This is a genomic window from Halosimplex pelagicum (assembly GCF_013415905.1).
GTDB lineage: Archaea > Halobacteriota > Halobacteria > Halobacteriales > Haloarculaceae > Halosimplex > Halosimplex pelagicum.
Window position 1 is genome coordinate 884,060 of record NZ_CP058909.1, and the last position, 12,095, is coordinate 896,154.

The following is a 12,095-nucleotide window of genomic DNA, read 5'->3' on the forward strand; positions in this document are numbered from 1 at the left end:
GCGGATAAAACGGGCCGTCGGGGAGAAACGACGCGAAATCACGCTAGCGGTCGTTCCTTTATATGGGGTAGTCGATGCAAGTGGGAGGTAGGTGACGAACAATGTCCAGCGCCTCCCCGTTCCGTCGGTCCGGTCCCGAACTCCCCTCGACCACCGGTGTACAGCGCCTCCAGTCGCTCGCGGTCGGTTCGGTCCAGTTCGCCGGCTTCTGGTCGGCCGTCGTCCTCCCGTTCGCGATGCTCGCCCTGATCGTCTCGGGGTCGGTCGTCCAGCAGGTCCCGCTGTTCGTCGGCCTGTTGCTCGCGAACGTCGCCGCGCTCCGGATCGGTCACGGTCATAAACAGGACTGACGCTCGCCCACCCGACCGACTGCGCCCGCCGCGGTCCCCGCGGTCACCTGCCCTCTCCTCCACCGACCGCTCTCCGCTTTCGCGGACCGACCCGACCGCCGATCGCACCGGCGAGACGGCCAGAATCCCGCCTTGAATCGTTGTACGTGGGCAAATCATTTGAACGAGGGGCGGAAACGGTGGAATCGACATGCCTGGAGAAAGCGACGTGAAGGCGGTTCTAAATCAACTGAACAGTCTCACGCAGTCTCGGGTCAAGTTTCAGATCCTCCTCGACGCCGCCGACGGACTCGATGCGGATGCGGTCACCGAGAGGTATCCGGGGGTCCCGTACACGAACAGGAGCAAGAAAGACGAGCTGAAAAAGGAGGGCCTCGTCCGCGAGGACGGCGGGGAGATAACCCTGACCCAGCGGGGGCGCCACATCGAGCGCTCGCTGCGAACCCTCTTCGACGACTTCCTCATCGACAACCGGGTCCGTCCGTTCTTTCAGTCGATCGAATGTGACGGCGAGTACATCCCCGACATCACGAACTTCACGCAGGACGCGACGATCCACCGGGAGTCCGACGACCTCGACCTCACCGTGAAAAACCGGTACAAGGGCTGTCTGCGGGAGTCCGAGACGCTCCGGGAGCTGTTACCGTTCCCGCTGGGGCTGCGGCAGCCGACCGAGGCGGAGCTGGTCACCGACGACGCCTTCGACGCGGAGTACGTCCTCAGCGACGACTTCTTCTCCGACATCACCAACAACGCCCACTACCAGCAACGGATGTACGACTACTCCAGCGACGGGAACGTCTCGTGGCACGTCGCGTCGGAGCTGCCGTACATGCTCAGCGTCTTCGACGACAGAGTGCTGTTCATCACCCAGAACGGGCGACTCAAGATCGCCCTCGAATCGGCCGACGAGGACATCGTCGACTGGGCTCGCGAGCAGTACCGGACGATCCGAGGGGCGGCGGACGAACTCGACCTCGCCAGCGAGAACGGTGGCGTCCGTATCGAGCGGACCGAGTGATGAGCGAGGACGCCGACCGCTTCCCCCGCGACCCCCGCCGGACGCTACTCGTCGACAACGTCCGCGTCGAGACCGAGGTCGACTTCTTGGTCCCCCCAGCCGAGACGTTCGCGACGGTCGACTGGATCGACGAACGGGCGGAGACGGACGACGGATTCGGCGCCGCCGTCCACGAACTGGACGACGAGGGGGTGGTCCGGTTCTACACCTCCGGGATGATCGACTGCATCGATGTCGACGACCCGGTCGGGGCCTGCACCGCGCTCGGGTCGGCCGTCGAGCGGCTCCGCGAGTCGGGCGTGGTCAGCGAGCGACGGTACGACCGCCGGATCTCCAACATGTCGGCGACGGCGGTTCTGGGCGTCCCGGTCCGGCTGAACAGGCTCTATCACCTGCTCCCCGTCCCGAAAGGCGACGTACAGCCGCCGGACGAGGGGTCGAACTCCCTCGACGTCGTCGTGGAGAGCGACGCCGTGCCCATCGAGCGGTACAACGACGAGCGCGACCTCGATTCGATGACGATGCGCGTCTCCGTGTTCGGCACCGGCACGATCCAGATCAAGGGGGCCAGACACCCCGATATGCTCGAGTGGGCGGTCTCGTTCGTCGCCGAGTCGGTGACTCCGGAGTGTCTCGGCGCCGACGCCCGGTTATCGACGTGACCGAACGGCTCGCTTCGCCTGGCCCCCCCGCCTCGGCTAGGGGGGTTTGGATCCACGGCCCGCTAGGCGACGAAGGGGGTCGACGGAACTGACCCGGGGCGGGATCCGGACCGTCTGCGATCCGAGCACACGCAGCGACCGAGCCCCTATCTCCGTCTGTATGTCCGAGACGCGCACACTCGAACGTCGCGAAGACGCGATCCGCGTCGCCGTCGCGGATGACCCGTCGCCGGAGGCGGTCGCCGAACTGCTGGCGCTACGGTCGCGAAAAGAGCGTCTCGAGGACCGAATCGACGAGATCCGTCGGGAACGGAGTCTCCAGGCCGACTGTATCGGCGAGCTGCGATTCCAGGGCGAGGACGCGGCGGCTCGGACCCACGAGGAGCGGATGGCGACACTGGGCGAGGAGCTGACGGCTGTCCGGGAGCGGCTGGAGACGGTCGAGACGAGGATCGACCGGAAGTTGGCCGTGATCGCGGAGCCATCCGCCGAGGACTCGGGGGGATCGTCGACCCGATGAGCCGAGATATCGCAAGCAACCTGGCTGCCGAGCACGGTGACGAATACTCGGGCACGCAACTGCGAGCGGTCGAGGCGGTGATCGAGAACAAACTGGACGCGGACCGCCCAGGCGGAGCGATCGACCTCGAACCGGGGCCTGAAGCGGTCGTCGTCGTGCGTTTCGACGGCGAGACGTACTACGCCGACCCCGACAACGAGTACTGCATGACCCACGGTGTCAGGGCCGGGAACGCCCCGCCGGAAGCGGAGACGACCGACGGACGGGGAGAGACGGAGTACGGCGTTCGATGAGTCCGTCGCTCCCGTCGTCTCCCGCGTGCATCCGGGTGCGGTGTCACCGCGTCCGCGGATCTCCGGCGGCGAGAACGGAGCTGTGGGGCGCTTCGTAATACATATTGAGACTCGACGCGATGATTCGCTGTGACCGATCTTCGCCGGCCAGCCGAGACGGCAGTCGAGAAGTGTCTGGGACTCGAGTCCGCAGAATCGTGCCTCGTCGTCACGGACGAGGTATGCCAGTCAGTGGGGGAAGCCCTCTACGAGGTCGCTCGGGAGACCACCGACGACGCCGCCATCGTCAGGTACCGATCGGGTGACCAGTTCAGCGAGGAGCCGCCGACGCCCGTGACGGCGGCGATGCGGAACGCGGACGTCGTGTTCGCGCCGACGGCCAACAGTCTCAGCCACACGCAGGCGCGGTCGGCCGCGACCGACGCCGGCGCCCGCGTCGCGACGCTCCCGGCGATCACCGAGACGGTCTTCGAGACGGGGCTGAACGCCGACTACGACCGGATCGCCGACACGTGCGAGGACATCTTCTCGCAGGTCGCCGACGCCGAGGAGATCCGGGTCGTCACCGACCGCGGGACGGACATCACGCTCGAGTGCGGTGCCGCCGACTGGTATCAGGACACCGGGATCGTCCACGAGCCCGGTAAGATGACGAACCTCCCGGCCGGCGAGGTGTTCACGAGCCCGACGAGCGGCGACGGGATCTTCGTGGTCGACGGGACGATGCGCCCCCACGGGCTCCTCGACGACACCGACCCCATCGAGATCGACGTCGAAGCGGGGCAGGTGACCGCCATCAGCGACCCGGCGGTCCGCGAGGAGATCGAGTCCGCGGCCGAGGCCGCGGGCGACGCCGCCTACAACCTCGCGGAGTTGGGTATCGGGACCAACACCGGCGTGACCGAGCTCGTCGGCTCGGTCCTCCTCGACGAGAAGGCCGCGGGGACCGTTCACATCGCGGTCGGCGACGACCACGCGATCGGCGGTGACACTGAGGCCCCGATCCACCTCGACGGCGTCATCCGCGACCCGACCGTCTACGCCGACGGCGACGAGGTCAAACTGCCGAGCGGTATCTGACTGTTTCTGCACGACCGTCGCGTCCGCTTTTCGGAGTCTACCGAGTCGACGAGGCATCGGCGGGGCCGACCCAAGCGGCCGTCGAATCTATAGGGGGTTTGCGTCCAACGGCCCCGTCGAGCCCGTCCCCCCCGGCATCCCGTTCGGCTCCCGAGATCCGACCCCTCCCGACGGGAACGGCCCGTCCGTCTCGACAACGGCGGCCACGTTCGAGTCGGCCCCGGCCGGTCGGACACCGCCCGGAATCCGGCGGCGGCGTTACCGAAGCTCGCGGACTCGCAGCCCCATTACGTACTGTTGTCGCATGCTTCGGAACGAACCGGGAGACCGGCTGACTCGAACGTCGCTCGGACACGACAGCTCCACTGCGGTGTCCGGGTGCGAGTCCGCCGTCGCTCTCCTCCGACGAACCGGTACCGACGACTACATCCTCGGCCTATCGCGGGTGGCGGCCTACGCCGTGTGTCTCCTGCTGGTCTCGCTGGCCGTGTTCGTACCGGCGGCCGCGGGGATGCCGAGCGAGAGCGAGGAGTCCTGTGACGCGCCCGTCTCGGCGCGCGAGACCGCTCACGAGCGGCTGAGCTCGATGCGCGGGGTCGACGACGACGCGCTCGTCAGTGTCCCCGAGGAGACGGTCGATGCCGCGGCGCGGCAGGTGTCCGACGGGGACACGAGCTACGACCTCGGCGAGTACTGCAGCGCACGGGACGCCTACCGGGCGGCCGTCGAGCAGGCGACGCCCGCGCTCCGGGAGGCCTACCGCACCGGCGCGGCCCGCTCTCTCGACGCCTCGCGACGCATGGTCGAGGCCGAACGGGCGGACGGGAACCCCGCCCCCGAGACCGGCGCGCTCGCGGTGAAGATCGACCAGCAGTCCCGGGAGCTGGCGAACGCCTCGTCGCTCGCGGCGCTGGAGACCCGGTACGAACGGGCGACCGCCCTGCAGCGGGAGACGCGCCAGCGGCTCCCGACTCGGCCCGCCGGGCTGGTCGCCGAAGCGCTGACCGAACGGCCGGTGGTCACGGCCGTCGCCGCGACCTCGACGCTGTTGGCCGCCGTCCTCGCCCGCCTGCTCTGGGCCGCTCGCACCGACTCGTCCACGACCACCCACCTCACCCGATAACGATGAACTTCGACATCGACACCCTGTTCGACTCGCGCACCGAACTCAAACGCCACCAGCAGTCGAAGGCGATGGTCAACCTCTGGTCGAGCCTCAGCGACCAGAGCCACGAGGAGTTCGCCGGGCTGCTGGAGACCCTCGGTATCGACCACGCCGTCACCACGTACCGCTGCGAGGACCGCCCCGGCGGCCGGAGCGTCCACCGGGCGGCCGACCAGGCGCAGGTCGGCGGCCGTCACGAACTCGACGACCTCTCGGCGGCCCTCGGCGACTGCGCGGAGGTCCTGACCTATCAGACGCCGAACGGCACCGGGATGATCGGCATGGAGTCGATCCGGCCCTGCGGCAGCGAGCCCCTCGACGCCATCACCCGGGTCCTCGTCGTGAGCCCGTCGCCGACCGACCGCGAGCGCATCTGTAACGCGTTCAACCTCGCCACGCTCGACCGCGACAACGCCCAGAACGTCTTCGTCTCGAAGGCGTCGCACAACGAGACGCCGCGGTACCCGGCCGCGCTGGGCGAACTCGGGACCACGCTGGTGTTCATCGACACGATGAACCTCTTCTGCCCGGCGGTCACGCACGGGACGGTCCCGGCCGGCGGGGTCAGCGTCACGCGCCAGCGGATCGCCTCGGAGATCCTCGACCAGCGCGCCCGGCTGGGCCGCGCGCACAACGAGCTGCTCGGGTTCGACCCGAACGACTGGTTGCCCCCTGGCCTCGCGGCCGACGACCTGCAGGTCTGGAGCGACAACGACACGCGGGCGTACCTCGTCTTCCCGCGCGACTACGACCGGACGCGGCTGACCGACGACCTGCTGGCCGACGACGACGGGATCCGGATCACGTCCTTCGAGGCGCCCGTCGACTGCGTCCGGGTCATGCTCACGCGGGAACTCGCCGACGAGTTCGTCCGGACGGTGAAGGTGTCGAACATCGGCTGGCTCTACGAGAACGCCGCCGACCTCGACGCCTGGCGCAAGGAGGTTGACCGCGAGTGCAGCCCGACGACCGACCCCCGGGAGGAGGTCGTCCGGTTCCTCACCGAGGAGATGAACGTCTACGACCCGGACGTTCTGGCCGCGCTCCGGGAGGCGGGCGCCGATGTCTGAGCACGAACGCGACGGCGCGGTCCGCGCCGTCGAGGTCGGGGAGGTCCTCCCGCGCGTCGAACGCGCCGCGCGGTCGCCCGCCGCGCTCGGGGCCGTCCTCGCGGTCGGCTTCGCGGCCGCACTCGCGGTCGCCGTCGCCGCCGCCGGACCGTTGCGCTCCCTCGCGGTCGTCCCGGCCGCAGCCGGCGTCGCCCTCGCGGTCCGACTCCGACGGTCGACCCGGACCGTGGTCCCGGACGTTCCGAGCGTCGACCTCCGGGCGTTCCCCGAGGTCGACCCCGGGTGTATCGCGGACCACCTCGTCGGCTCGCACGGGGGACCGCCGCGGGGGCTCCCCGGCGGGGAACTCGTGGTCGCCGAACTCGACACGGAGTCGGCCGACCGCCTCGCCCGGATCCCCGACGAGTGCGCCTCGCGGTGGTCGGAGGACGGGCTCCACACCGTCCTGGTCGCGGTCCCGCGGGCACCGGCCGACGTGGTCGAGTCGGTCGCCGAGTCGTACGACGCCACGCTGCTGGTGACCGACCCGGCCGATATCCAGCCGCTGCTGGGATACCTGCCGGACCTCATGACCGAACCCGAGAGCGACGCGCTCACCGGGGTCGGGTCCGCGACGGTCCGGCAGACGCCCATCGACGACCGCCTCCCCGGCGACCCGGCGCTCCGGGAGGACCTCACCAACGGGAAGGGCAAACCCCTCAGCCCGGTCGTCGAGCGCCTCCGCGAGGAGCCCGGTCGGCGGCCGAGAGCGACGATACTGTCGGCGCCGCGGGACTACGTCTCGCCCGCACTCACCGCGCACGACCGGACCGCGCGGCGGCTGGTCACCGTCCAGCACGACGAGCCGACGGTCGACCTCGTCCGGTTCTACCTGGCGGACGAACTGTCCGAGGACGACGGGCCCGCGACCTGGCGACGGAACTCCATCCGGGAGGACGACCCCGAGCGCTCCCGGCGGAAGCCCGACCGCGACTGCCGGACGCCCGACGACGGTGCGCCCGAGGCCGACCGCCGCCTCGAACCCGAGTGCTAGCATGGGGTCGTTTCGGGCACACCTGCGCGCCGGGGTCGGCGCGCACCTCGCGCTCGTCTCCGGGGCGGTCCTCCTGACGGTCCCCCACGGGCCGGTCGAGGCCGTCGTCGCGGCCGTCGTCGGGGCTCCGGTGACCGTCGCCGGCGCCGTCGTTCCAGATGTCGACCACCCGAACAGCCGTCCGTACCGGGTCGCGCGGGTCTGGGTGCCGCGCCTGACCGCGGGAGCCGTCGGATTCGCGGCCGCGGCGTCGCGGGAGTCGGTCGTCGGGCTCTTCCGGCGCGGCCCGGTGCCCGACCCCGCGCCGTTCTGGGCCGGCGTCGCCGTCACCGCCGCGACCGCGGCCGTGTTCGTCGCGACCGTGCGCGCCGTCCCGCTGGTCCGCCCGACCCACCGGGGGATCACGCACCATCCGGCCTTCGGGGTCGCCCTGAGCCTGGCGCTGACCGCGCTCACCCTGACACTCCTCCGCGCGGCCGGCGCCGCGCGTCTCCGCCTCGTCTCGCTGGTCGCGGGGCTCTGTTTTCTCTGCGGGTTCGCGTCGCACCTGTTCGTCGACGACATCTGGCGGGTGCCGTCGCGCTGAGCGTCGCCCGGCCGGTCCGCCTTCGCTCCCGGTTCGCCGTCGTATCGACCGCGACGGCCGACCGATCGCCGTGGCCGCCGTCGGGGCCAAGCGTAGGTATAAGTCGGAGAGCGCGACCAGGCCGACCCATGCACGACGAGGTGCGCGTCGTCGCGGGCGACTGCACGACGACGTTCGACGGCCGCAACGAGCGCGAACACCGCGGCGACGTGGTCACGGTGGTCAAGCCGGACAACACGGTGCTGGTCCACGACGCCGACGGCTACCAGCCGGTCGCCTGGCTCACCAGGGCCGACAGCGTCCAGTTCGTCGACGGCGTCCTCGACGCCCGCGAGGGCGACCAGCACCTCCGCGTCGAGGTCCACGACGAACACGGCGCCGCTCGCCACCCCGTCTCTCGCGCGGGCGTCCCGGTCGGCGACTGCCCGACTTGCGAGGGGCGGCTCGTCCTCGCTCGCGGGGCCGTGCTGTGTCGCGACTGCGACGACGAGTACTCGATCCCCCGGGACGGCGCGGTCCTCGACGAGTCCTGTCCGGTCTGCGCGCTCCCCCTGCTTCGGGTCGAGCGGGGCGCCGAATTCGAGGTCTGCATCGACCGCGACTGCGACTCCATCGACGACCGGGTGGCCGACCGGTTCGACCGCGAGTGGGACTGCCCGAACTGCGAGGGGGACCTGCGGATCCTCCGCCGCGGCGGGCTGATCGCCGGCTGCGAGCGCTACCCCGACTGCGACACCGGCTTCGGCGTCCCGACCGGCGTCGTCGACGGCACCTGCGACTGTGGGTTGCCCGTCTTCGAGACGCCGTCCGGTCGGCGGTGTCTCGATACGGGGTGCGAGAAGACCTGATCAGCGGTCGACGCGGGTGGGACCAGACTACTCGCCGTCCGCGCGCGCGAGCAGGTGCTCGCGCAGGTCCGTCGGGGCGTCGGCCACGTAGTCGGCGCGGCTCCGGTCGGTCTCGTCGGCGGCGCCGTGGCGGAAGCCGACGACGTGCATGCCCGCGCGACTCGCCGACTCGATCCCGTGGACGGAGTCCTCGACGGCGACGGCGTCGGCGGGGTCGACGCCGATCCGCTCGGCGGCGTGTTCGTAGACGCCCGACTCGGGCTTGCCCGGCCCCTCCAGCGCGTCGGCGCTGACGACCGCGTCGAACTCGAGGTCGAAGCGGTCGAGCACCGTGTCGATCCAGTCGTGAGGGGAGGAGGAGACGAGCGCGAGGGTGACGCCGCGCTCGCGGAGGGCGGCGAGCAGCTCGTCGGCGCCCTCCAGCAGGGCGACCTCCTCGCCGTAGATGCTGGTCGCGGTCTCCTCGTACCACCCGAGGAACTCCGCGCGTTCGGTCCCGATCTCGTAGGTCGCGTCGAGGTAGTCGTAGATCTCGCGGTAGTTCATGCCCGTGATCTCGTCGAGATCGAGGTCCTCCAGGCCGACCAGCGGGAGGAGTTGCTCCCGTTCGTAGGGGTGCCAGTAGTCCTCGGAGTCGACCAGCACTCCGTCCATGTCGAAACAGACCGCGTCCATGGCCCGTGGTCTCCCGGCGGGATGGTGTGTCTTTCGGCGGGGAGCGTCCCCACCGCCCGTCGCAGGTGTATCTCCGGGAGTTCCGTCGACTCGGGACCCGTGATCGCAGGTGCTTTCCGCGGCGGCAGGTTGCTCTCACACATGCACGCGACGCTCTCGGGGGACGCGGTTCGAGCGGGCGAGCGGGCCCGCGAGCGCTTCTACGACTCCAGCGGCTACGGCCACCCCGTCGACGGTGGGGCGCTCGAACTCGCGCCCGTCGAGGCGGCCCACCTGCTCTACCGCGGCGACCTGGAGGCCGTTGAGGGACCCGACGGCGCGGCGATGGACTTTCGGGCCTTCCTGGCCTCCGCCGCGGTCTCGGAGATCGCCTTCCTCGTCTACAAGGACCTCCGGGACCGCGGGTTCTACCTCTCGCCCGCACGCGCGGGTTGGAGCGATTCGCCGGCCGCACGCGAGGCCGTCGACGACCCGGCGGTCGACTTCGTGGTCTACCCCCGCGGCTCCGGTCCGTGGGACGACGAGGTGGCCTACCGCGTTGGCGTCGTCAGCGAACGCGAGGCGGTTCCGGCGGGGGATCTGGGGAATCTCGTCCTCGCCGTCGTCGACGAGGAGAGCGCGCTCACCTACCTGGCGACCGAACACCGGGATATCTCGGGGACGAGCGAGGCGGACCTGCCGGAGGGGGTCTCCGGCGAGTTGCTTTCCGACCGGCTGCTCCTCTGGGACCCGCCGGCGGCCATCTACGACCGGGGGTTCTACGGCCAGCCCCTCGACGACGGGGACGGCGACGCGATCCAGCTCTCCCTGCTCGAAGCGGCGTTTCTGGCTCGTGAGGGCGTCCTCGACGTCGACGGCGGCGCGGCGGCCGTGGTCGACAGGGGGCGGGAGGTCGAGGGCGAGCGCTTCGACCGCCGCCTGCGGGTGTACGAGTCGCTGCGCGAGCGCGGACTGGTGCCGAAGACAGGCTACAAATTCGGGGCGGATTTCCGGACCTACGCCGACGTGGAATCGGTGGAGGATTTGGGCCACTCCGAGCTGTTGATCCGGGTGCTCGACGGCGGACACACGTTTTCTCCTCGGGACCTCGCGCTGGACGTGCGACTGGCTCACGGCGTTCGCAAGGAGATGGTGTTCGCGCTCGTGGACGATGATCCGAGTGACGGCGATTCCGACGGGATCGAGTGGCTGTCCGTGACGCGATTGACGCCGTGAGTTAGGTGTGGAACGGTTCGGTCGTATTCGGCGGTGGGCGGTGAAACCCCTTGGGGCGCTCGCTCTGAATCGACTCTACCGCCGGAGACAGCAAGCGATGAAAGCCCTCGGCGCGCTCGCGGTCGCTGTCTCTGAAAATCGGAGATTTTCAGGATGACGAGAGAGCTTCGCTCTCTCGAACCAAGACGGGATATCCGCGCTCTCGGCACCGCCCGCGCGGATAGTCGCCCGCTCAGGCGACTAAACTGCACGCGAGCGCGCCTCGCCCTTTCAGTCCACCAGGAACCGCAACCGCCCCGCACAGTACCGCAGACGGCCACGACCCTCCCCAGCCGATTCGCTCGTTCGCTCCCTCATCCACTGTCAGAGCAAGCTCTGACAAGCCTTCTCTCACGAGTTCGAGAAGACCTCGCGCGGTGTCGTCGCGGCACGGAGGCCGCGACAGCGCGCGCCGGGGTGGCTGATCCCGGATCGAAGTTCCGCGACGCTACTTCGGCACGAACACGAGCGGATGGTGACGCCAGGCCCACCGCGTGTCCGGCTTGTCGACCACCGACCAGACGCTCTGGGGCCAGGTGCCCAGGGCGTCGTGGATGCGGTCGTACGACAGCAGGTTCTCGCCGTCGAGCAGGAGCGAGAAGCGGTCCTCGAAACGGTCGGCGTCGAACTGCGAGTCCTCGCCGAGGTACTCGTCGGGATTCGCCGCCATCCGCTGCCAGTGGGCGCGAGCGAGCCGGTTCTGGTAGTTGAAGACGAGGTAGCCGCCGGGCGCGACGGCGTCGTACATGGCGCGCAGGGCGTCTTCGACCTCCCGGACGTAGCAGAGCGTGAAATAGGAGAAGACGAGGTCGTACCGTCGGTCCGGGTCGAACTCCGGGAGCACGGCGCGCTCGAAGGCGACGTCGGCGTCGCGGTCGCGGGCGCGCTCGCGGTTCTCGGCGAGGACCGGCTCGGCGGCGTCGTAGCCCACCACGTCGGCGTCGGGGTACTGCTCGGCGACTTCGAAGGCGACGTGGCCGGGGCCACAGCCCACGTCGGCGACGGCGTCGGGCGCGCCGGTCTCGGCCAGGAAGTCGACGACGGCGTCGGTGGCGTGGTGGGCGCTCGGCGCGGCGTCGGCGCGGTCGCCCTCGTCTGCGTCGGTCCAGAAGCTATGCCAGTCGATGGTGTCTGCGTGGGTGGCGTCTGTCATGGAGTGGTGAGTCGCTGTCCTCGTCCGCCAGTTCTCCGCCGAGCCCGCGCCGTCGGTCAGGTCGCCCCGCTCGCCGAGCTTTCGCTGCAGTCGGTCTCGTCCTCGTCGTCGCAGTCGTCCGTCCCCGATCCGTCGGCGGTCGTGAGTCCGTATGGTACGAGTACTGTCATGTGGGCGTAGCTGCGGCTGGTCGGCGAGCGGGTCGTCCGGGCCGTAGCGGCCGAGAGGCCTCGACGCTCTCGGGATACTGCTGTAGTTGCGACTCCCGGATAAAATTCACTACTTCGATTAAATTTACTTCTTACTTACAACTTCGGACGCCTGGGTGATAAAATTTGGGGCGAGCGACCGGTCCGCCGGGATCGGGTGGGGGTCGTGGGCTCGC

General features: G+C 69.8%; 14 protein-coding genes. 12 read left to right on the forward strand and 2 right to left on the reverse strand.

Going from position 1 to position 12,095, the window contains the following annotated elements:
* The first annotated feature begins 101 nt into the window (after positions 1-101).
* From HZS54_RS04450 to HZS54_RS04500, 11 genes are all read left to right on the forward strand, one after another.
* Positions 102-350, forward strand: a complete 249-nt coding sequence (locus tag HZS54_RS04450) for a DUF8028 family protein (RefSeq protein WP_179920748.1) — start codon at positions 102-104, stop codon at positions 348-350.
* A 190-nt stretch (positions 351-540) separates the two neighbouring features.
* The gene (locus HZS54_RS04455; RefSeq protein WP_179920749.1) at positions 541-1,371 is read left to right on the forward strand and encodes a transcriptional regulator FilR1 domain-containing protein; all 831 of its coding nucleotides are present in this window, start codon (positions 541-543) and stop codon (positions 1,369-1,371) included.
* Positions 1,371-2,033, forward strand: coding sequence for a hypothetical protein (locus HZS54_RS04460; protein ID WP_179920750.1), 663 nt, complete (start codon positions 1,371-1,373; stop codon positions 2,031-2,033). The genes HZS54_RS04455 and HZS54_RS04460 overlap by 1 nt, the downstream gene beginning before the upstream one ends.
* A gap of 160 nt (positions 2,034-2,193) precedes the next feature.
* Positions 2,194-2,553, forward strand: coding sequence for a hypothetical protein (locus HZS54_RS04465; protein WP_179920751.1), 360 nt, complete (start codon positions 2,194-2,196; stop codon positions 2,551-2,553).
* On the forward strand, positions 2,550-2,846 hold the full coding sequence (locus HZS54_RS04470; RefSeq protein WP_179920752.1) for a hypothetical protein: 297 nt from the start codon (positions 2,550-2,552) through the stop codon (positions 2,844-2,846). The genes HZS54_RS04465 and HZS54_RS04470 overlap by 4 nt, the downstream gene beginning before the upstream one ends.
* Positions 2,847-2,975: 129 nt before the next feature.
* A complete protein-coding gene (locus HZS54_RS04475) occupies positions 2,976-3,926 on the forward strand; it encodes an aminopeptidase (RefSeq protein ID WP_179920753.1) in 951 nt (316 codons plus the stop codon).
* Positions 3,927-4,296: 370 nt separating this feature from the next.
* On the forward strand, positions 4,297-5,049 hold the full coding sequence (locus HZS54_RS04480) for a hypothetical protein (protein WP_179920754.1): 753 nt from the start codon (positions 4,297-4,299) through the stop codon (positions 5,047-5,049).
* 2 nt (positions 5,050-5,051) lie between these two features.
* The gene (locus HZS54_RS04485) at positions 5,052-6,161 is read left to right on the forward strand and encodes a hypothetical protein (protein ID WP_179920755.1); all 1,110 of its coding nucleotides are present in this window, start codon (positions 5,052-5,054) and stop codon (positions 6,159-6,161) included.
* Positions 6,154-7,194 carry a hypothetical protein gene (locus tag HZS54_RS04490; protein WP_179920756.1) on the forward strand — a complete coding sequence of 347 codons (1,041 nt, stop codon included), beginning with the start codon at positions 6,154-6,156 and terminating at the stop codon, positions 7,192-7,194. The genes HZS54_RS04485 and HZS54_RS04490 overlap by 8 nt, the downstream gene beginning before the upstream one ends.
* A 1-nt stretch (position 7,195) precedes the next feature.
* Positions 7,196-7,780: a metal-dependent hydrolase gene (locus HZS54_RS04495; protein WP_179920757.1), complete on the forward strand. Its 585-nt coding sequence runs from the start codon at positions 7,196-7,198 to the stop codon at positions 7,778-7,780.
* A 128-nt stretch (positions 7,781-7,908) separates the two neighbouring features.
* A complete protein-coding gene (locus tag HZS54_RS04500; protein WP_179920758.1) occupies positions 7,909-8,628 on the forward strand; it encodes an endonuclease NucS domain-containing protein in 720 nt (239 codons plus the stop codon).
* A 27-nt stretch (positions 8,629-8,655) separates the two neighbouring features.
* Here the strand turns inward: HZS54_RS04500 and HZS54_RS04505 are convergent, their stop codons facing one another.
* Entirely contained in the window at positions 8,656-9,303 is a 648-nt protein-coding gene (locus tag HZS54_RS04505; RefSeq protein WP_179920759.1) for an HAD family hydrolase, read from the reverse strand.
* 141 nt (positions 9,304-9,444) lie between these two features.
* On the opposite strand from HZS54_RS04505, the gene endA reads away from it, so the two are divergent.
* On the forward strand, positions 9,445-10,518 hold the full coding sequence (endA, locus tag HZS54_RS04510) for a tRNA-intron lyase (RefSeq protein WP_179920760.1): 1,074 nt from the start codon (positions 9,445-9,447) through the stop codon (positions 10,516-10,518).
* A gap of 487 nt (positions 10,519-11,005) precedes the next feature.
* On the opposite strand, the gene HZS54_RS04515 is transcribed toward endA, so the two are convergent.
* Positions 11,006-11,710, reverse strand: a complete 705-nt coding sequence (locus HZS54_RS04515) for a class I SAM-dependent methyltransferase (protein ID WP_179920761.1) — start codon at positions 11,708-11,710, stop codon at positions 11,006-11,008.
* Positions 11,711-12,095 lie beyond the last annotated feature (385 nt).

Bases quoted from the DNA above. Each gene is read 5' to 3' on its own strand.
- HZS54_RS04450 (WP_179920748.1), top strand. From the start codon at position 102: ATGTCCAGCGCCTCCCCGTTCCGTCGGTCCGGTCCCGAACTCCCCTCG.
- HZS54_RS04490 (WP_179920756.1), top strand. From the start codon at position 6,154: ATGTCTGAGCACGAACGCGACGGCGCGGTCCGCGCCGTCGAGGTCGGG.
- HZS54_RS04465 (WP_179920751.1), top strand. From the start codon at position 2,194: ATGTCCGAGACGCGCACACTCGAACGTCGCGAAGACGCGATCCGCGTC.
- HZS54_RS04470 (WP_179920752.1), top strand. From the start codon at position 2,550: ATGAGCCGAGATATCGCAAGCAACCTGGCTGCCGAGCACGGTGACGAA.
- HZS54_RS04505 (WP_179920759.1), bottom strand. From the start codon at position 9,303: ATGGACGCGGTCTGTTTCGACATGGACGGAGTGCTGGTCGACTCCGAG.
- HZS54_RS04485 (WP_179920755.1), top strand. From the start codon at position 5,052: ATGAACTTCGACATCGACACCCTGTTCGACTCGCGCACCGAACTCAAA.
- endA (WP_179920760.1), top strand. From the start codon at position 9,445: ATGCACGCGACGCTCTCGGGGGACGCGGTTCGAGCGGGCGAGCGGGCC.
- HZS54_RS04495 (WP_179920757.1), top strand. From the start codon at position 7,196: ATGGGGTCGTTTCGGGCACACCTGCGCGCCGGGGTCGGCGCGCACCTC.
- HZS54_RS04455 (WP_179920749.1), top strand. From the start codon at position 541: ATGCCTGGAGAAAGCGACGTGAAGGCGGTTCTAAATCAACTGAACAGT.
- HZS54_RS04460 (WP_179920750.1), top strand. From the start codon at position 1,371: ATGAGCGAGGACGCCGACCGCTTCCCCCGCGACCCCCGCCGGACGCTA.
- HZS54_RS04500 (WP_179920758.1), top strand. From the start codon at position 7,909: ATGCACGACGAGGTGCGCGTCGTCGCGGGCGACTGCACGACGACGTTC.
- HZS54_RS04515 (WP_179920761.1), bottom strand. From the start codon at position 11,710: ATGACAGACGCCACCCACGCAGACACCATCGACTGGCATAGCTTCTGG.